18 protein-coding genes are annotated in these 19,005 nt (G+C 34.2%); 7 read left to right on the top strand and 11 right to left on the bottom strand.

Going from position 1 to position 19,005, the window contains the following annotated elements; translation table 11 throughout:
* Complete coding sequence (locus A9G24_RS00765) at window positions 1–1,224, top strand: MFS transporter (RefSeq protein ID WP_065637329.1); 1,224 nt, start codon at window positions 1–3, stop codon at window positions 1,222–1,224.
* A gap of 1 nt (window position 1,225) precedes the next feature.
* Here A9G24_RS00765 and A9G24_RS00770 read toward each other — a convergent pair whose 3' ends face one another.
* Window positions 1,226–2,410, bottom strand: a complete 1,185-nt coding sequence (locus A9G24_RS00770; protein WP_065637330.1) for an FAD-dependent monooxygenase — start codon at window positions 2,408–2,410, stop codon at window positions 1,226–1,228.
* A gap of 14 nt (window positions 2,411–2,424) precedes the next feature.
* Window positions 2,425–2,601 (bottom strand): Sec-independent protein translocase subunit TatA, encoded by a 177-nt coding sequence (locus A9G24_RS00775; RefSeq protein WP_065637331.1) that lies wholly within the window; start codon window positions 2,599–2,601, stop codon window positions 2,425–2,427.
* A 624-nt stretch (window positions 2,602–3,225) separates the two neighbouring features.
* Here A9G24_RS00775 and A9G24_RS00780 point away from each other — a divergent pair.
* Together A9G24_RS00780 and A9G24_RS00785 are read left to right on the top strand one after the other, a co-directional pair.
* The gene (locus A9G24_RS00780; RefSeq protein WP_065637332.1) at window positions 3,226–3,915 is read left to right on the top strand and encodes a LexA family transcriptional regulator; all 690 of its coding nucleotides are present in this window, start codon (window positions 3,226–3,228) and stop codon (window positions 3,913–3,915) included.
* A 253-nt stretch (window positions 3,916–4,168) separates the two neighbouring features.
* On the top strand, window positions 4,169–6,004 hold the full coding sequence (locus tag A9G24_RS00785) for an ABC transporter ATP-binding protein (RefSeq protein WP_065637333.1): 1,836 nt from the start codon (window positions 4,169–4,171) through the stop codon (window positions 6,002–6,004).
* A gap of 76 nt (window positions 6,005–6,080) precedes the next feature.
* Here the strand turns inward: A9G24_RS00785 and dacB are convergent, their stop codons facing one another.
* Window positions 6,081–7,517, bottom strand: coding sequence for a serine-type D-Ala-D-Ala carboxypeptidase (gene dacB / locus A9G24_RS00790; protein ID WP_065637334.1), 1,437 nt, complete (start codon window positions 7,515–7,517; stop codon window positions 6,081–6,083).
* A gap of 181 nt (window positions 7,518–7,698) precedes the next feature.
* Between dacB and A9G24_RS00795 the strand changes: the two genes are divergently transcribed.
* Window positions 7,699–8,724, top strand: coding sequence for a TerC/Alx family metal homeostasis membrane protein (locus A9G24_RS00795; RefSeq protein ID WP_065637335.1), 1,026 nt, complete (start codon window positions 7,699–7,701; stop codon window positions 8,722–8,724).
* Between the two features lie 47 nt (window positions 8,725–8,771).
* Here the strand turns inward: A9G24_RS00795 and cycA are convergent, their stop codons facing one another.
* Window positions 8,772–10,145: a D-serine/D-alanine/glycine transporter gene (gene cycA / locus A9G24_RS00800; protein WP_065637336.1), complete on the bottom strand. Its 1,374-nt coding sequence runs from the start codon at window positions 10,143–10,145 to the stop codon at window positions 8,772–8,774.
* Window positions 10,146–10,344: 199 nt separating this feature from the next.
* Between cycA and mltA the strand changes: the two genes are divergently transcribed.
* The 3 genes from mltA (at window position 10,345) to asmA (ending at window position 14,001) form a co-directional block, all read left to right on the top strand.
* Complete coding sequence (mltA, locus tag A9G24_RS00805; RefSeq protein ID WP_065637337.1) at window positions 10,345–11,433, top strand: murein transglycosylase A; 1,089 nt, start codon at window positions 10,345–10,347, stop codon at window positions 11,431–11,433.
* A gap of 70 nt (window positions 11,434–11,503) precedes the next feature.
* Window positions 11,504–12,085, top strand: coding sequence for a dCTP deaminase (dcd, locus tag A9G24_RS00810; protein WP_065637338.1), 582 nt, complete (start codon window positions 11,504–11,506; stop codon window positions 12,083–12,085).
* Between the two features lie 32 nt (window positions 12,086–12,117).
* Window positions 12,118–14,001: an outer membrane assembly protein AsmA gene (asmA, locus tag A9G24_RS00815; protein WP_065637339.1), complete on the top strand. Its 1,884-nt coding sequence runs from the start codon at window positions 12,118–12,120 to the stop codon at window positions 13,999–14,001.
* Between the two features lie 50 nt (window positions 14,002–14,051).
* Here the strand turns inward: asmA and hslU are convergent, their stop codons facing one another.
* The 7 genes from hslU to A9G24_RS12605 form a co-directional block, all read right to left on the bottom strand.
* A complete protein-coding gene (gene hslU, locus A9G24_RS00820) occupies window positions 14,052–15,380 on the bottom strand; it encodes an HslU--HslV peptidase ATPase subunit (RefSeq protein ID WP_065637340.1) in 1,329 nt (442 codons plus the stop codon).
* A 26-nt stretch (window positions 15,381–15,406) separates the two neighbouring features.
* Window positions 15,407–15,934: an ATP-dependent protease subunit HslV gene (hslV, locus tag A9G24_RS00825; RefSeq protein WP_025316169.1), complete on the bottom strand. Its 528-nt coding sequence runs from the start codon at window positions 15,932–15,934 to the stop codon at window positions 15,407–15,409.
* A gap of 147 nt (window positions 15,935–16,081) precedes the next feature.
* Entirely contained in the window at window positions 16,082–17,197 is a 1,116-nt protein-coding gene (gene tolA / locus A9G24_RS00830; protein WP_065637341.1) for a cell envelope integrity protein TolA, read from the bottom strand.
* A 27-nt stretch (window positions 17,198–17,224) separates the two neighbouring features.
* Window positions 17,225–17,644 (bottom strand): colicin uptake protein TolR, encoded by a 420-nt coding sequence (tolR, locus tag A9G24_RS00835; protein ID WP_065637342.1) that lies wholly within the window; start codon window positions 17,642–17,644, stop codon window positions 17,225–17,227.
* A 2-nt stretch (window positions 17,645–17,646) separates the two neighbouring features.
* Window positions 17,647–18,318, bottom strand: coding sequence for a protein TolQ (gene tolQ / locus A9G24_RS00840; RefSeq protein WP_065637343.1), 672 nt, complete (start codon window positions 18,316–18,318; stop codon window positions 17,647–17,649).
* Window positions 18,315–18,716 (bottom strand): tol-pal system-associated acyl-CoA thioesterase, encoded by a 402-nt coding sequence (gene ybgC / locus A9G24_RS00845; RefSeq protein WP_442902744.1) that lies wholly within the window; start codon window positions 18,714–18,716, stop codon window positions 18,315–18,317. Before ybgC ends, tolQ begins: the two co-directional genes overlap by 4 nt.
* A gap of 169 nt (window positions 18,717–18,885) precedes the next feature.
* The gene (locus tag A9G24_RS12605; protein ID WP_141673014.1) at window positions 18,886–18,996 is read right to left on the bottom strand and encodes a cytochrome bd oxidase small subunit, CydX/CbdX family; all 111 of its coding nucleotides are present in this window, start codon (window positions 18,994–18,996) and stop codon (window positions 18,886–18,888) included.
* Between the last annotated feature and the right edge of the window lie 9 nt (window positions 18,997–19,005).

Raw genomic sequence — 19,005 nt, forward strand, 5'->3', positions numbered from 1 at the left:
ATGCAAAGCAAACCACATCAAAATTTATCTAGCTACTTAGTCTTTTTAATGGCATTTGCTATTGGTATTACTATTGCCAGCAATTATTATGCTCAGCCGCTATTACACTCGATTACACATGATCTACATATAAAAGTAGAAAATGCAGGATCAATCATTATGGCAGCCCAATTTAGTTATGCTGTTGGCTTACTTTTTATCGCTCCACTTGGCGATAAATTGGAGCGTAAAAGGCTGATTATTATTTTAATGATATTATCCACTTGTGGACTTATAGTAAGCGCATTATCTCAAAATATAGGGATGCTTATAATAGGCACGGCTATGACAGGGCTATTTTCAACGGTGGCTCAAGTTTTAATTCCTTTTGCTGCCACGCTATCAAAACCAGAGAATCGTGGTAAAATTGTAGGCACGTTAATGAGTGGTATGTTACTGGGTATTTTATTAGGTAGAACCTTTGCTGGCGCCATTTCAACAATTGCTGATTGGCATGACGTGTATTGGATTGCAACAGGTATCATGACCATTGTGACGCTATTACTCTGGATTTCTCTACCTAGTTACCATAGCGATATTAACATTAATTATTTTAAGTTGTTATGGTCGATTGCTTTATTATATAAACAAGAACCAACGCTTAGGATTCGTTCACTATTAGCCATTGTATCATTTGCACTATTTTCACTATTATGGACACCGCTTGCCTTTTTGTTAACTAATGCTCCATACCACTATTCTGATTTTATTATTGGTTTATTTGGACTTGCTGGTGCGGCTGGTGCAATGGGATCTCCAATAGTGGGAAAATTGTCAGACAAAGGAAAAGGTTTTATTGCAACCACCATAGGGTTATGCTTATTACTGTTATCTTGGTTGCCGCTCTCGTTAGCCAAATATTCAATTTACACCTTAATTATCGGCGTGATTTTATTAGATTTTGCCGTACAAGTGACCCACGTCTCAAATATGAATGCCATTTATCAAATTAGGCCCGAAGCACGCAGCCGAATGAATACAGGTTATATGGTATGTTATTTTATTGGCGGAATGCTAGGATCTGCGGGTTCAACCTATTTATTTAGTCATTACGGATGGATAGCAATAATCATTGCAAGCACGTCTTTGGCAATATTAGGTATCATTTGCTGGCTTTTTTATACTAAAACGCATTCCTATCAGAAACTTTTTGACAAAAATCACAGTAATAAAATGTCAACTTAGATCAAATATGCATAGCGTATTTGATCAATTGTTTTTTTAATAATGGGCTGTGATTAATTGCATTCATACCAATGGTTCTTAATGTCTTTTTCAGCACATTATCACCATTAAACATATCTTGAATAGTTCGCATGGCAGTTAACATAACTAACGTATCTTTACGACGGTTAAATTCAAATGACTTTAAATTATTTACAAGTCCAATATCTTTTTGTGTATCAATTAATTGTTTAATGGTCGAAACTAATAAAGCGGAGTCTTGAAAACCTAAATTCACACCTTGTCCTGCTAAAGGATGAATCGTGTGCGCAGCATCACCGATAAGTACTAAGCGATGTTTAACAAATTGTTTTGCAAAACGCGCTTTTAATGGAAAGACCATGCGCGGATTAATTAATTTACATTTGCCTACCTTATCACCCGTTAATGCTAATAATTCATTTGAAAATTCAGATTCACAAAGCGCAGTTAAAGTTTCTGCATTATCTGGTTTAGTCGACCAAACTAAGCAACTTTTATATTCATCCCAAAGAGGAAGAAAAGCGATAATCCCATCAGGATAAAACACTTGTCTAGCACAAAATCGATGTGGATACTCGGTTTCAACAGTGGTAATAACAGCATGATGAATATAATCGCGCTCAAAAACAGAAATATTTTTGCATCTACGCACCCAAGAATGAGCACCATCAGCACCTATCATTAATTTAGATTGTAAAACAGTTTTATCAGCAAGCGTCAAAAAGGCAAAGTCATCATTAAATGTACAATCAATGGCTTCGCAACTAAAAATATTAATATTGGAACAGTTTAAAGCATATTGGTAAAGATAATGAGAAATGACATTATTTTCGATAATATAACCTAGATTTGGATAGCTATAATCTTTAGCGTGGGCTGATAAATGAGCTTGACCATTTTTTTCCCATACACCTATTTCGGTAAACTCTTGTACACGTTGACTGGCGCACAAATCATTCCATATACCGATTTGCGAAAAATACCGTTGACTTGCGCCATTAATAGCTGAAGCTCTAATACCAACATCTTCATGTGACAAGGATGCATGCTGATGAATTTTAGTATCTATAATTGCAATGTTTAGAGCATATTGACTAAGTGCGCACGCCGTTGCTAAACCCACTAACCCACCACCAACAATTGCTATATCAAAATGAATATTCATACCTATAAGTACAACTATTTATTATCTAACTTATCATCATTTTTCGATTCAACTTCGTCATCATTCATCGCTTTTTTAAAGCCTTTTAATGCTGAACCCAGATCCGAACCTAAATTACGCAATTTTTTAGTGCCAAATAATAAAATAACTACGGCCAAAAACACTAAAAGGTGTGGAATGCTAAAAGACATAATCAAATCCTCTCAATAAATATAACGCTCTATTTAGGGTAGGCTTTAAAATAGATTTTATAAAATGCTCATTATACTCTTTTTATGGCGTGATTTCATGAGTAGTTAAAGAATAAAAAAGACCTGTATAAAATTATACAGGCCAACATGAAATATAAGGAATATAAGGAAAGAAAACAATGAAAAATCCTTACCCTGCTTATTATCCATTTTTTTTCGCTTTAGTCAACGTTTTTATTTGCCTTTCAGCTTATTTAACCATTTCACAACAAACAAACAAATCAAATAAAAACATAATGATAACTAAAATTCATCCACAAAAAATCATCTGACAAACATCAAATTTAACAAAAAAAACATTTGCAAAACATAAAAATAAATGAATTTCACAGAAAAATACAAGAAATCGAGCAGAAAAAACAAAAAATAATCGTTTTTTTAACAATGCGATCATTCTTATATTAAAAAACGAAACATAACATAAAATCGAATATATAAAATTAAAAAAGCACATTAACATAGAATAAAAACCATTGAATTGATTTTATATACTATTTTCATATACAAAATCACAAAAAAATACACTATAATTAATGAATTTATGCGAGAAATAATGGATCAAAGATGAATTCAATTAAAAATAATAATGTTAAAACTTTCAAAGATAGATTACACAGCTCAATGCAAGGTTTATCTGTTTCTGCATTCGCGAAAAAATGCGATATGTCAGAAACGGTAATTAGAGATTATCTATCTGGTAAAACATACCCATCGCTTACCCGTTTAGAAGTCATTGCTGAAAAATGTAATGTTTCTTTCAATTGGCTGGCCACTGGGCATAGGCTAGAATTTGTAGATTCTAAAAATGAAGAAGATGTTTACAACGAAAATATTTATCGAATCCCTGTTTATAAAAAACAATTACCAACCAAAGAAGAAGCACAAAAGGAACGTTTTGTTAGAGAAACACCGCCATTAATGAACTATCCTATTATTGAGGGTTGGGCTAAGCATCGCGGTTTAGATGCTAAAAAATTAATTATATACTGGGCAAAAGGCGATTTAATGTCTCCAGAAATAGAAAACAATAACGGGCTAATTCTAAACACAGAAATAACTGATATTGTTGATGGTGCAATATATCTAATTGAATATGAAGATATTACTTTTTTAAGAAAAGTACGTTTAACACTCGATGGGTGGTTGTTAATTTGTAATAATAGCCAACATCCAACTATTGAAGTTTCTAAGATAGATTTTCATAAATACCATATTGTTGGGCGTGTGGTGCTTATTATTAAAGACATTTTTTAATACAACTAATCGCTATATATTAACTTTCAAGATATAATCAAAAAGCGAGGAAATATAAAACATTTTATTTCCTCACTAACTTCTTTGATGTTGATAAATCTAGTAATATCAAATTTATAGCTAAGTAATGCTTATTTAAATTTCATATAAAATTCGAATGTAAAAATAATTTATAGCTATTTGCACTCACCCCATTTTTCTATATCATTGACAATATAATCAAAGAACACCTTATTATTAATTAGGTCTAAATATGTATCAATTCTTCGAAAAATTGGTGTCGCCTTATCCGAAAGATGAACCTCAACCTATGGCTAAAAATTTTTTTAGTTTCATATGGCAATCAACTAAAGGAACTCGTTTATTTCTACTGTTATTAATTATTTTTAGTGCATTAGGTGGAGCTTTTGAAGCCTTTTTATATGCAGCTCTTGGTAAAGTCATTGACTGGCTTGCAGTTGTTGAACCTAGCAAATTTTGGCAACAAGAAAAAACAACATTAGTCTTACTAGCCTTAATCATCTTAGCAAGTACCATTATCATTGGACTACAAACGATTATTAAACACCAGTGCTTAGCTGGGAATTTTCCAATGCGAATGCGTTGGAACCTACATCGACTAGTACTTAATCAAAGTATGCGCTTTTTTCAAGATGAATTTGCGGGAAGAATATCAGCAAAAGTCATGCAAACGGCACTGGCAGTTCGTGATACTTGCTTTTTAGTAGCAGATATTTTCATCTATGTCCTAATTTCGTTTATTACTATGGCAACAATCATTGGGAAATTAGATATTTGGTTATTAATACCATTTATGAGCTGGTGTCTACTTTATGGTATTGCCATGTATTACTTTATTCCCCGATTAAGTAAAGTTGCAAGTATGCAGGCTGATGCTCGTTCTACAATGACCGGACGAGTAACCGATGCCTATACTAACATTATGACAGTAAAACTATTTTCTCATGCAGGCAATGAAGCAAAATATGCTCAAGAATCAATGGATGAATTTTTAGTTACTGTTAATAAACAAATGCGCTTAGTGAGTAGTTTTGAAATTGTTAATCACTTATTGTCTATTTTGTTAGTACTAAGTACCACAGGCGTTGCACTGTGGTTATGGACGGATCAATTAATTGGCGTTGGCGCAATTGCAACAACAACGGCTGTTGCACTTCGTTTAAATGGTTTTTCACATTGGATCATGTGGGAGATAGCAGCCCTATTTGAAAATATTGGAGTTGTTAAAGACGGTATTAATACTTTTTCAGCAACTAAAACGGTTGTTGATCAACCCAATGCAACACCGCTTGATGTTACTCAAGGTAAAATCGAATTTAAACATATTCATTTTACATATGACAAGAAGCAGCAGCATTCAGTCATTGAAAATTTAGATTTAACAATTAAGTCAGGTGAAAAAATCGGATTAGTTGGTCGTTCAGGGGCAGGAAAATCAACACTTATCAATTTATTGCTTCGCTTTTACGATTTACAAAGTGGCAAGATTGTTATTGACGGTCAAGATATTACCACTGTAAGTCAAGAAAGCCTGCGAGCGCAAATTGGTATGGTGACACAAGATACTTCATTATTGCATCGAACAGTACGAGAAAACTTGCTCTATGGTAACAATCACGCAACCGAAGAACAAATGATTGAAGCAGCTCAAAAGGCACATGCTGATAACTTTATTCAAACGCTTGTTGATGCAAGAGGTCGAACTGGTTATGACGCATTTGTTGGTGAGCGAGGCATAAAATTATCTGGTGGGCAAAGGCAGCGTATTGCCATTGCTCGCGTCATTCTTAAAAATGCCCCTATATTATTATTAGATGAAGCAACAAGTGCGTTGGATTCTGAAATAGAGCAAGCCATTCAAGAAAGCCTATACTCTTTAATGGAGGGAAAAACCGTTATAGCCATTGCTCACCGGTTATCAACTATTGCAGCAATGGATAGGTTGGTTGTACTTGATCAAGGTAAAATCATTGAACAAGGAACACACCAAGAATTACTCAAAAGAAATGGATTATATGCACAGCTTTGGAAACATCAAAGTGGTGGATTTTTAGGAAATAATCTTTAATTTAATATATTTTACTGACAATAAATCAGGACACATATTTCATTTTCATATCAAACCTATGTGTCCTTTTAGTCCCTTAATTAATGAAGTTTTTATAAAATTCTGATTCAAATCGCATAATTGCACTATTTTTTGGCTCATTTTGTCTATCGGCGTGGTAACCCGATATTAACTGCACAAAAGCCACATATCTACCATCAGACTTTTGGATAAATCCAGCTAAATTATAACATCCTTGAATATAACCTGTTTTGGCTCGTATTGTCTCTTTAAAAGGTGCTTGGTTAAAACTCTTACGATTTTGCAACGTACCATCAACCCCAGCAATTGGTAACATTTCAATAATCCTTAATTGCGTATTATGAGCAGCAATGTATTGCAAAATTTCCATTAATTTGTCAGCACTCACCAAGTTTAATCGAGATAATCCAGAACCATCAGCAATAACTAAGTTTTCAAGATTAATACCTGCTTTTTTGCGTAAAATTTGCTTAACAGCATCACCACCATTACGCCATGTACCTTGAACATTATAATAATGAGCACCTAAAGTTCTAAAAATAGCATCTGCATATAAATTATTCGATTTTTTAAGCATCACGGTTAACAGTTCAGAAAGTGGTGCTGACTGATTAGAAGCTAACAAAGACAACTGTTCACTAGTCCTCTGATTGCGTTCAAAGAGTGATCCGGTATAAGTGATTTTTTGTTGCTTAAGTTCATTTTTAAAAATAGTAGAAAAATATTCAACACCATCAATTACCGCAAATTTTAGCGGCGTTTTATCAGAACTTGAGGCAATACACCCTGATAGGTAATAACGATTTTTATCTAAATAGCTTACATCTAATTCACAATACTTATCATTGAGATCTTTACTGTTTTTTGCGATCGTTTTCACATCACCTGTCACAACAACAGGAATATTTGATGACTTAGAAATTGAGGCTTTCGCTCCTACTTTACCTGGGGTCAATGTTGCATAGAAACAATTATCATCAATAATCACTGCAGATGGTGGAGCATTGTAACAAGCTGTTAGATTATTCCATGACCACCCCTGAGCTTTGTCATGACTTGTAAATATTGAAGTATCGAGAATTACATTTCCTGCAATTTTTTCAATACCTTTTTGACGTAGCTCTGCAATCATATTTTTTAATTGTGCGCGAGTAAAAGTAGGATCGCCACTAAACTGAATAATCAGATCACCATTTAACTGTCTATTACTAACCGTGCCATTAGTTTGCATGTGCGTTATAAATCGGAAATCACTCCCTAATTCAAGCTCAGCTGCCAAAGCGGTTATTACTTTTTGAGTACTTGCAGGTTGTTTAAACTGATCACTTTTATATTTTGCTAACGTCTTAGGATTACTTCCTACAGACTGAATCAAAATGGATAAATCACTTCCTTTAGGTAAAGAAGATACGTAAGGTTCCACTGATTGTGCATGTAATAATCCTGAAAAAAGAGGAAGAAAAAAGAAAATAATTACCCTAAATTTTATCATGAATGTTGGCTCAAAAAGTTATCAAATTAAAACAGTTAAATGAGACCTGCAAATATAACTTTTTTTGATTTAGCTAGCAATATATACTCAATCACTTTTATAATTATGATCTATTTAATAATTCAACATAACAAAAAACAAAATTCACTCCATATAGCATTTAATACTAGGTAATATAATTATGATTCAAGACTCATTAGGTTTTCCAATAGAAACTATATTGGTATTTATTGGGCTAGCCCTAGCCGCAATTATTATTGATTTATATGCTCACCATAACGATAAACCAATTAGTTTAAGCAATGCCATTGTTTGGTCTCTATTTTGGATAATGGTTGCCCTAGGGTTTGCACTATATTTGTACCTTCATCATGGCAGTGCTATAGCCAGCTTATTTATTACAGGTTATGTCCTTGAAAAAGCATTATCGGTCGATAATTTGTTTGTGATTATGGCTATTTTTTCGTGGTTTGCAGTACCTAATAATTATCGTCATCGCTTACTTTATTGGGGAGTTATTGGTGCTATTATATTTCGCGCCATATTTGTCGTAATTGGTACAGGTTTGTTATATTTGGGGCCGTGGATGGAATTTGTATTTTCAATCTTGGTGGCTTGCACAGGAATAATGATGTTGAAAAATCAAGACAATGACCAAGATATCAAAGATTACTCAAATCACTTTGCGTTTCGCATAGCCAAACTTATTTTTCCATCTTATCCCAAAATTGTCGGCCATCACTTTTTATTATCTCAAAAACAACTTGATACAGAACTTACTAAACCTGAAAACAAAAATTTAGTCGATAAAATACCTAAAAGCAGATTTTATGCTACACCGCTATTTTTATGTATTATTGTAATTGAACTCAGTGACGTTATGTTTGCCTTTGATTCTGTTCCTGCGGTAATTGCTGTCAGCCAAGAGCCACTAATCGTCTATAGTGCCATGATCTTTGCTATTTTAGGCCTTAGAACGATGTACTTTATTTTACAAGCCATGAAACAGTACTTAGTTCACCTTGGTAAGGCGGTTATCTGCTTACTCTTTTTTATTGCCGGAAAATTAGCTTTAAATGCAAGCAACCATTTATTGGGATATGGTATTGATATCGATCCAACCACAAGTCTCTATATCGTTTTAGGTATACTTGCTTTGGGTATTATTGCCAGTATTATCTGGCCAGAAAAAAATAAATCTCAATAACTGCAATAATGATATTGGCAGGGTTCCCTGCCATTTTGAGTTTAGATTCATTGGCGTTTTAAAGATCGAATAAAATAGCTCACACCTAAAATAGCAAACCAAATAGGTGTGGCTACTAATGCTTGGCGGGTATCAGCCTCGAAAGTAAGTAACACAATCATGAAAGCAAAAAAAGCTAAACAGACACCGCACATCAAAATCCCGCCAGGCATTTTAAATTGAGATTGTTCATGCAAGTTTAATTTTTTACGACGATAAGCAATATAAGAAATAAGAATCATCGACCAAATAAACATAAATAAAATAGCCGAAATTGTGGTTACTATGGTAAAGGCCTCCATAACATCAGGCACTAAATAAATCAAAACCACACCACCAAATAAACAAGCACACGAAAATACTAAACCATTCGCTGGCACTGAACGACTTGATAATTTACCAAAAGGTTCTGGCGCATCTTGTTTTTTAGCAAGTCCAAATAGCATTCTACTTGTTGAGTAAATACCGCTATTAGCTGAAGATGCTGCTGATGTCAGTACTACAAAATTAATAATACTTGCGGCAGCTGGCAAACCAATTAAAGTAAATAATTCAACAAACGGACTTTTATTTGGAGAAATTAACGTCCACGGTGTGACACTCATAATAATAATTAAAGCAAAAACATAGAAAAAAATAATACGTGCTGGCACAGAGTTAATAGCACGAGGTAAATTTTTGCTCGGATCAACTGTTTCTGCAGCGGTTGTACCAACTAATTCAATTCCCACAAAAGCAAAAATGGCAATTTGAAATCCAGCAAAAAAACCCATAGTACCATGAGGGAAAAAACCACCGTATTGCCATAGATTTGAAAATGTAGCTGTGGTATCAGTTTGTTCGGAATGAAAAGCCGTTACAATAAGCATGAGTCCAATACCAATCAGAGCTAAAATTGCAACAATCTTAATCATTGAAAACCAAAACTCTGTCTCACCAAACATTTTTACAGTTAACAGGTTTAAGGTTAATAGTAAAACAACCGTTAATAACATTGGTATCCAAGATTGTAATTCTGGGAACCAATGTTGAGCATAACCAGCAATTGCGATAACATCCGCAACACCTGTAACCACCCAACAAAACCAATAAGTCCAACCAGTAAAAAAACCCGCCCAAGAGCCTAAAAGGTCGTTGGCAAAATCACTAAAAGACTTGTACTTCAAATTAGAAAGCAGAATTTCCCCCATCGCGCGCATAACAAAAAAAAGGATAAAACCAATAATCATATACACAAAAATAATAGAAGGTCCAGCAAGGCTAATTGTTTTTCCTGAGCCCATAAATAAGCCAGTACCAATTGCGCCACTGATTGCAATTAATTGAATATGACGGTTAGAAAGGTTTCGCTTTAGATCATGCTTTGAGGATGTAATGCTCATCGCTTTTATTACCTTTAGTTTTCAAAATGTTCTAATATTTCTTTTATCATAGGACTATAAAGTCTCCAACGTTAAATCGCAAGCTGAATCTTTATGAAAAATTTTTATGGTTACATCATAATTATTGGTAGTTTCTTATAATAGAATTGTGTAGCATAAATAACTATATTACTTAATTTAATTATAATTATTTACCAAGATGAAAGAAAAAAAACACTATTATAGTTTTTATGTTTTATGTACTTTATTTATTTTATCCCTCTTAACTAGTAGCCAAAACCATTCAAATAAACCAATCAATCAAGGTCAACAATATAAAGATGGTAAACTATCTTTACCACTTAATATAAATCACCCTCAATTAAGTATTCCAGTGAATATATCAGACTACATTATTCAAGTTGAAAAAATTAAATCATCATCCCCATCTTTATATCGTAAAAATGAACAAGTTTATAAGGCTATAGATGAATGGATAAACCACTCTTTAAGGACTGATGAATTTTACAAAGTTGGACTTAACAGTTATGAAATGGCTGGACAAGATGAATACGGTAATGTGCATTTGACAGGCTACTACACCCCGATAATCAAAGCAAGGCATCAACCAACCGCAGAATTTAAATATCCTATTTACAAAATGCCTGATAACAGTGGAGAACAATTACCAAATCGCGAACAAATTTATGATGGTGCATTAGTTGGAAAGGATCTTGAAATTGCTTATAGTAACTCTTTAATGGATAACTTCATTATGGAAGTACAAGGTAGTGCTTATGTTGATTTTGAAGATGGCTCGCCTTTAGTTTTCTTCTGCTATGGGGGTAAAAATAATCATGGTTATTCAAGTATAGGAAGATTATTAGTAGAACAAGGTGAAATTGCAAAAGAAAACATGTCGATACAATCAATTAAAGCTTGGGCTGAAAATAAACATGAAAAGCAACTTAAAGATTTATTAATTCAAAACCATTCATTCGTTTTTTTCAAACCACAGTATAATGCTGAGGTTACAGGCGCAGCAGAAGTACCTTTGATTGCAAATGCATCGGTTGCTTCAGATAAATCTATCATCCCTATAGGGTCTGTAGTATTAGTCGATGTACCACTTCTTGATGAAGATGGCCAATATCGAGGTAGACGAGAAACTCGACTGATGGTTGCACTCGATGTTGGCGGTGCTATAAAAGGACAACATTTTGACCTTTATCTGGGCATTGGTGATAAACCAGGTAAATTAGCAGGATATTATAACCACTATGGACGTGCATGGGTGCTAAAGCCTTAAACGACTAACATCGACGCCATTAAAAGAACCTGTTAGAATAAAGCAATACAAGCTAAATTGAGGATAACTCATGAGATTATGCGACAGAGATATCGAAGCGTATTTGCTAAATGGTAAATTAAAAATAATACCGCAACCTGCTATAAGCAGTATTAATGGTGCGACAGTTGATGTTAGATTAGGTAACCAATTTAGAACTTTCCGAGAACATACCACACCTTATATAGATTTAAGTGGACCTAAAGAAGAAGTATCAGCTGTGTTAGAACGAGTAATGAGTGAAGAAATGATATTACCTGAGGGGGATGCCTTTTACCTACACCCAGGAGAATTAGCATTAGCTGTAACATTAGAATCAGTCACTATTCCTGACGATTTGGTTGGTTGGTTAGATGGGCGTTCATCGCTTGCCAGACTAGGACTTATGGTTCACGTTACAGCTCATCGTATCGATCCCGGTTGGCAAGGACAAATTGTTTTAGAATTTTATAATTCAGGAAAAATTCCATTAGCACTTAGGCCTGGCATGACAATCGGAGCCCTCAGTTTTGAAACACTTACAGGATCTGCTGCAAGGCCATATAATAGAAGGCAAGATGCAAAATATAAAGACCAACATGGCGCTGTCGCCAGTCGTATTGATAAAGACTAAGCAGTTTATAACTATAACAAAGGAACATTAATATGATCAAAAAAATATTGGTTATTCTATTTGCCTTAATTTTACTTATCACAATTAGTATTTTTTCGCTTATTGTTTTTGTCGATCCTAACAACTTTCGTGGGTTTATCTCTGATACAGTGAAAGATAAAACAAGTTATGAGTTATCTATTGATGGCAATTTGCGCTGGCATATATGGCCACAAGTGAGTATTCTAACCGATTCAGTAAAACTATATGATACTGGCGCTCAAAAACCGATTTTAACAGCAGATAATATGAGACTAGATGTTGAATTACTACCTCTTTTCTCAAAAAAATTATCAGTTAAAAATGTATTTATCAAATCAGCAATCATCAACATTACCGATGAAAGTAAAAGCAATATTGCAAAAAATGGCACTAAACGACCATCTATTAACGCAAATACTCATGAAGCATCTCATTCTAAAGATCAAAAAAATTCATCAAATTGGAAATTTAGCTTAAATAAATTTGAAGTTGCTGATAGTACTGTGGTGCTTCAACATAAAAATGATCTCATTAACTTCAGAAATATCAATCTAGTAGTAGAACAAAATAAAGATAAAAACATCTCAATCGACCTAAGCGGTAATATAGATAAAAATCAACAAGATGTATCATACATAGCCCATGCTTATGTCGATTTAAATCAATTCCCTGAACAAGCAACAATCAATTTAAAAAAATTTGATTTCACTTATAAAGGCGTCGCTAATTCTACCAAAGAACTAAAAGGTAACATAAATGGCGTATTTAACTATCAGCAGATGCCTAGGTTGCTGAAAAGCAAAAATTTATCTTTTTCAATTAATGACAATTATTTTACTGGTACTATCAATGCCGATTTAGCAAATAAACCGTACATAGATTTGCAGGTAAATTCAGATAAAATCGATCTCTCCTCGTTTTTGAAAATAAATGAAAAATCGAATAAAAAGACAACGACCCAACAAACTTCGCCTGTGGTTTCAAATATTGCTAAAACCAATAATGAATTAAGCTTTCTAAATACTTTTAACGCTAAAGCTAAGTTAAATATCAAACAGATCAATGCTAACAAAATAACATTAAATAATATTAACGTTGATATGACTAATAATGACGGTATTGCAATATTTAAAAACATCAGTTTAGATTTTGCTAAGGGTCATATAGTTGCAACAGGTGTTGCAAATGGCAAACAAAAAAATACACTTGTAAAACTTAATACCAAGATAACTGATGTTGATTTAAATACATTTTTTAACCAAATAGATACAGCACATGATCTAGAAGGCTTATTTAACGCTACAGGTGATTTAGAAAGTAACAGCTTATCAGGTTCCAAACTTTTAGCTAACTTGCAAGGCAATGTCGCTATTATTGTAAATAATGCAAGACTCAATAATTTGAATATTCAAAGTATTATCCAAAATGCAGCAGCACATTATTCAAAAGATGTCATGACACCTGAAAATCAAAAAAAATATACCGAATTTCATACAATTTCGGCCAATGCTGACTTGAAACAGGGAAATTTGGAGTTTTCGACATTAAATGCTAATTCTGAAACACTTGATGTCATTGACGGTTCAGGAAGAGTCGGAATATTAAAACAGGACTTGGATATAAATTTGAACTTAAAAATGCTAGGCGGCTGGAATGCTAAAAATGAAACTATTGCAAAACTACAAAAGTTGACAATACCGCTGCGCATTTATGGTCAATTTACTAAACTTCGTTACCAAATTGATATTGGTAAATTAGTTACCGATGTTCTAAGCGATAAATTACAAGAACGTTTAGATAAACTTCGCGATAAATTAGAGAATCATAATTCTAAAGAGAATTCGAAATCCAAATCAAAAGCTACCGACATCTTAGGAGAATTACTAAGAAAATAAGAATAAAAAAGGTGAGCAAAACTCACCTTTTTATGTCTAACATAACCTAATTATAAAATAAACTTACTTAAATCCTCATCTGCAACAAGTTTATCTAAATGATCACCAACATATTTAGCATCAATTGTAACAGTCTGTCCATCAAGTTCACTCGCCTCAAATGAGACTTCTTCCATCAAGCGTTCCAATACAGTATGTAGCCTACGAGCACCAATATTTTCATTTTGCTCATTCACTTGCCATGCTGATTCTGCTATTTTACGAATACCATCTGGAGTAAAATCGATATTGACACCTTCCGTTGCCATTAGCGCCTTATATTGAACAGTAAGCGAAGCATTTGGTTCAGTTAAAATACGCTCAAAATCTTCACTAGTTAGTGCTTGTAATTCAACTCGAATAGGTAATCGACCTTGCAATTCAGGGATTAAATCAGATGGATTTGCTGTTTGGAAAGCGCCTGAAGCAATAAACAATATATGATCTGTTTTAACAGAACCATGTTTAGTCGACACAGTACAACCTTCAACTAATGGTAACAAATCTCGTTGCACTCCCTCACGTGAAACATCTGGACCTGATGAGTTACCACGTTTACAGACTTTATCTATCTCATCAATAAAAACAATTCCGTTTTGTTCAACTGCCTCAATAGCTTCATGTTTAAGCTCATCAGGATTAACTAATTTAGCAGCTTCTTCTTCAATTAGCTGTTTAAATGCATCTTTGATCTTCATTTTACGTGGTTTAGTTTTTTGTCCACCTAAATTTTGAAACATTGACTGCAACTGATTCGTCATCTCTTCCATACCTGGAGGCGCCATAATTTCAACACCAATATTGACACCTGCAACTTCAATTTCAATCTCTTTATCATCAAGTGCACCTTCACGTAGTTTTTTGCGAAAAGCTTGCCTTGCAGCTGAATCAGTATTATTTTCAACCTGTCCCCAACCATCTTTAGCCGGTGGTACAAGTACATCTAAAATACGATCCTCTGCTAATTCTTCCGCTCTATTACGGTTGCGTTCAATCGCTTCTTGACGGATCATTTTTACCGCAGAATCGGTTAAATCACGAATAATGGAATCAACTTCTTTACCTACATAACCAACTTCAGTAAATTTAGTCGCTTCTACTTTAATAAACGGAGCATGCGCTAATTTTGCTAAACGTCTTGCAATTTCCGTTTTACCAACACCAGTTGGGCCAATCATAAGTATATTTTTGGGCGTAACCTCATGACGCAATGTTTCATCAAGTTGCATACGACGCCAGCGATTACGCAATGCTATAGCCACAGAACGTTTTGCTTTATCTTGTCCTATGATGTGTTGGTTTAGTTCGCTTACAATTTCGCGAGGAGTCATTTCAGACATAATAATATTCTCTTTAATTCGATTGATTAGTAATTGAGTTCTTCAATAGTTTGGAAATTATTGGTATATACACAAATATCGCCCGCTATTGACAATGATTTTTGTACGATATCGTGTGCAGAAAGTGAGGTATTATCTAGTAAAGCTCGAGCCGCTGCTTGCGCATAAGGACCGCCAGACCCAATAGCAATTAAATCATCTTCTGGTTGGATAACATCACCAGTACCTGTAATAATCAATGATGCACTTTCATCAGCGACAGCAAGTAATGCTTCTAGTTTGCGCAACATTCTATCGGTTCGCCAATCTTTAGCTAGTTCAACAGCGGCCTTGGTTAAATGTCCTTGGTGCATCTCTAATTTGCGCTCAAATAACTCAAATAGTGTAAAAGCATCAGCAGTACCACCAGCAAAACCTGCAATCACTTTGTTATTATATAAACGACGAACTTTACGAGCATTACCCTTCATAATAATACGTTCGCCTAACGTGACTTGACCATCACCACCAATAACGACTTGCCCCTCACGACGGACACTGACAATTGTTGTCATGTTCTGTTCCTTCTTTTACTTAAAAACTTGATTCGAAATGAATAGAGGATATATTGGGATGATTAATGTAATTTCAATATTCACATTTGAAGATATAGATATTTATTGTAAAAAAGTTTCAGAAAACATCGTGTTTGCGTATAAAAATTATTTCGGTTGAAAGTCAATTGTCATCGTTTTTACTTGATTATAAAAACCACTTGCAGGTTTGGGAATTACAGCTTGTTTAGTCGCAGCAAGCGCTTCTCGACATAATGCGTCATCACCCCCTTTTGCACTAACATCAAGTAATAAGCCATCAGGTGCTATTTGAATATCTAACACACAATTTCGACCACTATATAATTTGTTAGGATTAATAAACTTATTACTGATGGCATTTTGAACTAAAGATTTATATTTATCAAGTTCTCCATTTGAAACACCTTTACGAGCAGCGGCACCACCTGATGGAGTTGGTGCGCCTGATGTCAATCCACCTAGCAGATTATCAAGTTCTTTATCTTTTTTAGCTTGTGCGGCTTTTTTTGCTTTTTCGGCAGCAGCTTTGTCAGCGGCTTGCTTTTTTGCTTGTTCTTCTTTTTGCTTATTTAGTTCTTCTTGTTTACGTTCATTTTCAATTCGTTGCTTTTCAATAAGTTCTTGTTCAGCTTTAGCTTTAGCTTCTTGTTCAGCTTTTTGTTTCGTCAATTCTTGTTGTTTACGCAAAGTTTCTTCTCGTTGTTTATCCAACAATTCTCGCTCTGCTTTTAATTTAGCTTCCTGCTCTGCTTTTTGTTTTGCTAATTCAGCCTGCTGTTGCTCTAAACGCTGTTTTTCAGCCTCTCTTTTTTGCTCTTCTAACTGTTCTTTTGCTTTGCGAGCTTCTTCTTCTTTTTGCCTTGCTACCTGCGCAGCTTGTGCTGCCTCTGCTTCTTGCTTTTGTTGCTGTTCAACTTTTAAGCGCTCCTTTTCTAGCTCTTTAAGTCGCTGTTGTTGGGCAAGCTGCTGCTCTTGTAGCTTTCGCGCCTGCTCATCTATTTGTTGCTGCCTTTGTTGTTCTGCTTGTTTTTGGCTAATCTGTGTCTTTAATTGTCTTTGATATTGTTCGGTCATGACGGAAGGATCAACCATAATAGCATCAATAGCATTTCCATTAACGCTACCATAGTTAGCATCGTTATCATACATAGCTCGGTACCCCAAAATAATAATTAAAATCACATGTAATATAATGGATACTATAATAGCTATACTTAATTTTGAATTTGACTTATAAGACATTGCGGACTTCTTGCTATATTATTTTATTTAAATCGGTTGAGTCATTAAACCTACAGACTTAACACCTGCAGATTGCAATAAATTCAACGCTTTTATAATTTCTTCATAGGGAACATCTTTAGCGCCACCAACTAAAAAAACAGCTTTTTCGTTAAGTGACATCTGTTGCTTAACTTCTGCAACAATTTGTTCTTGTGGTAAATTAGATTGACGGTTCTGATCAATAATCAGTGAATATATACCAATACCAGACACTTCAATAATAATTGGTTTATTTTCTGAAGAGGAGACCGTTTTAGATTCTGACGCTTGTGGCAGATCGACCTCAACACTTTGGCTAATAATTGGCGCTGTTGCCATAAAAATAAGCACTAATACTAATAACACATCAAGCAAAGGTACTATATTGATTTCAGATTTAGTTGTATAACGTGAACGTCTACTCATAATTATTTCCTGACAGCAACTGCTTGACGTTGTAAAATTGCTGAAAATTCATCAATAAAGTTAAGATAGCTTTGTTCAATTCGGTTTACACTCAATGACAAGCGATTATAAGCAAGAACCGCAGGAATAGCTGCAAATAAACCAATTGCAGTTGCAATTAATGCCTCTGCAATCCCAGGTGCAACCATTTGTAATGTTGCCTGTTTAGCAGATCCTAAAGAAATAAATGCATTCATAATACCCCAGACAGTACCAAACAAACCAATATATGGGCTAATAGAACCCACTGTACCTAAAAAAGGGATATGCAATTCTAGAATATCGAGCTCACGATTCATTGCTAAACGCATAGAACGTGATGCTCCATCTAAGGCTGATCCTGCCATATTTGGGTTAATTTGATAAAGTCGTGAAAACTCTTTAAAACCTGAATAGAAAATATGTTCTGTACCACTAATATCTTCTTTATTAAATTTTGCTTTATCAAATAAAACATTTAAATCATCTGCAACCCAAAAACTATTATCAAATTGCTCAATCTGTTTTTTAGCTTTACCTAAAATCTTAGTTCGTTGAAATATAATAGCCCACGACATAACAGAAAAAGTAAGTAACAACAACATAACGCATTTTACTAACAAACCTGCTTGCAAAAACAGATCAATAATATTCATATAAACTCCAAAACTAATAACTTAGGAAGCCCACATGGCTTCATCTTAGTGATATTCACACAAGCAATAAGAACATCCGCTGTGCTGATAACTTGGTTATTTTGATTCAAAATAGTCTGCTTAAAAATAATAGACGCCTTGCGAACTTGCTCAGCATTAGTCTTAATAGTCAGCATATCATCTAAACGAGCGGGGAAATGGTAGCTAATATCCATCTTTTTTACCACAAAAGCAATACCCTCTTGTAATAACTTTTGCTGGCTAATATCAAGTTGCCTTAGCATTTCTGTCCTAGCTCGTTCAAAAAAAGCAAGATACCTAGCATGGTACACGACACCACCCGCATCTGTGTCTTCATAATAAACTCTTGCATTCCATATGAATTGTTTCATGTCCAAATCGCGCTAATTAAATTTGAGACTATTATATCTGAATACAAAATTCCCTGCACTATGATATGAAAAAAACCAAATGAAAACAATTATCATTTATCATTTATTTTTAACAGCCTATACAAAAATAAAAAGGTGGCTATTTGCCACCTTTTTTATTACTTTTTAAATCATATTATTTGTTATTAGACTCTTTTTCGCTACAGTCTCGCTCAACCCATAAGCCAATTATAGCTGATAGCATACATGCTGCAATAAGTCCTATAAACCATAAAACGTAATACATAGTAGTTCC

Origin of the sequence: Gilliamella sp. App6-5 (assembly GCF_001690525.1) — a bacterium.
GTDB lineage: Bacteria > Pseudomonadota > Gammaproteobacteria > Enterobacterales > Orbaceae > Gilliamella > Gilliamella apicola_H.

Excerpts from the sequence above, each read along its gene's own strand:
- tolQ (WP_065637343.1), bottom strand. The coding sequence starts at position 18,318 with ATGAATATTATTGATCTGTTTTTGCAAGCAGGTTTGTTAGTAAAATGC.
- dacB (WP_065637334.1), bottom strand. The coding sequence starts at position 7,517 with ATGATAAAATTTAGGGTAATTATTTTCTTTTTTCTTCCTCTTTTTTCA.
- tolR (WP_065637342.1), bottom strand. The coding sequence starts at position 17,644 with ATGAGTAGACGTTCACGTTATACAACTAAATCTGAAATCAATATAGTA.
- asmA (WP_065637339.1), top strand. The coding sequence starts at position 12,118 with ATGATCAAAAAAATATTGGTTATTCTATTTGCCTTAATTTTACTTATC.
- A9G24_RS00775 (WP_065637331.1), bottom strand. The coding sequence starts at position 2,601 with ATGTCTTTTAGCATTCCACACCTTTTAGTGTTTTTGGCCGTAGTTATT.
- A9G24_RS00785 (WP_065637333.1), top strand. The coding sequence starts at position 4,169 with ATGTATCAATTCTTCGAAAAATTGGTGTCGCCTTATCCGAAAGATGAA.
- A9G24_RS00765 (WP_065637329.1), top strand. The coding sequence starts at position 1 with ATGCAAAGCAAACCACATCAAAATTTATCTAGCTACTTAGTCTTTTTA.
- tolA (WP_065637341.1), bottom strand. The coding sequence starts at position 17,197 with ATGTCTTATAAGTCAAATTCAAAATTAAGTATAGCTATTATAGTATCC.
- dcd (WP_065637338.1), top strand. The coding sequence starts at position 11,504 with ATGAGATTATGCGACAGAGATATCGAAGCGTATTTGCTAAATGGTAAA.
- hslU (WP_065637340.1), bottom strand. The coding sequence starts at position 15,380 with ATGTCTGAAATGACTCCTCGCGAAATTGTAAGCGAACTAAACCAACAC.
- A9G24_RS00780 (WP_065637332.1), top strand. The coding sequence starts at position 3,226 with ATGAATTCAATTAAAAATAATAATGTTAAAACTTTCAAAGATAGATTA.
- mltA (WP_065637337.1), top strand. The coding sequence starts at position 10,345 with ATGAAAGAAAAAAAACACTATTATAGTTTTTATGTTTTATGTACTTTA.
- A9G24_RS00770 (WP_065637330.1), bottom strand. The coding sequence starts at position 2,410 with ATGAATATTCATTTTGATATAGCAATTGTTGGTGGTGGGTTAGTGGGT.
- A9G24_RS12605 (WP_141673014.1), bottom strand. The coding sequence starts at position 18,996 with ATGTATTACGTTTTATGGTTTATAGGACTTATTGCAGCATGTATGCTA.
- cycA (WP_065637336.1), bottom strand. The coding sequence starts at position 10,145 with ATGAGCATTACATCCTCAAAGCATGATCTAAAGCGAAACCTTTCTAAC.
- hslV (WP_025316169.1), bottom strand. The coding sequence starts at position 15,934 with ATGACAACAATTGTCAGTGTCCGTCGTGAGGGGCAAGTCGTTATTGGT.
- A9G24_RS00795 (WP_065637335.1), top strand. The coding sequence starts at position 7,699 with ATGATTCAAGACTCATTAGGTTTTCCAATAGAAACTATATTGGTATTT.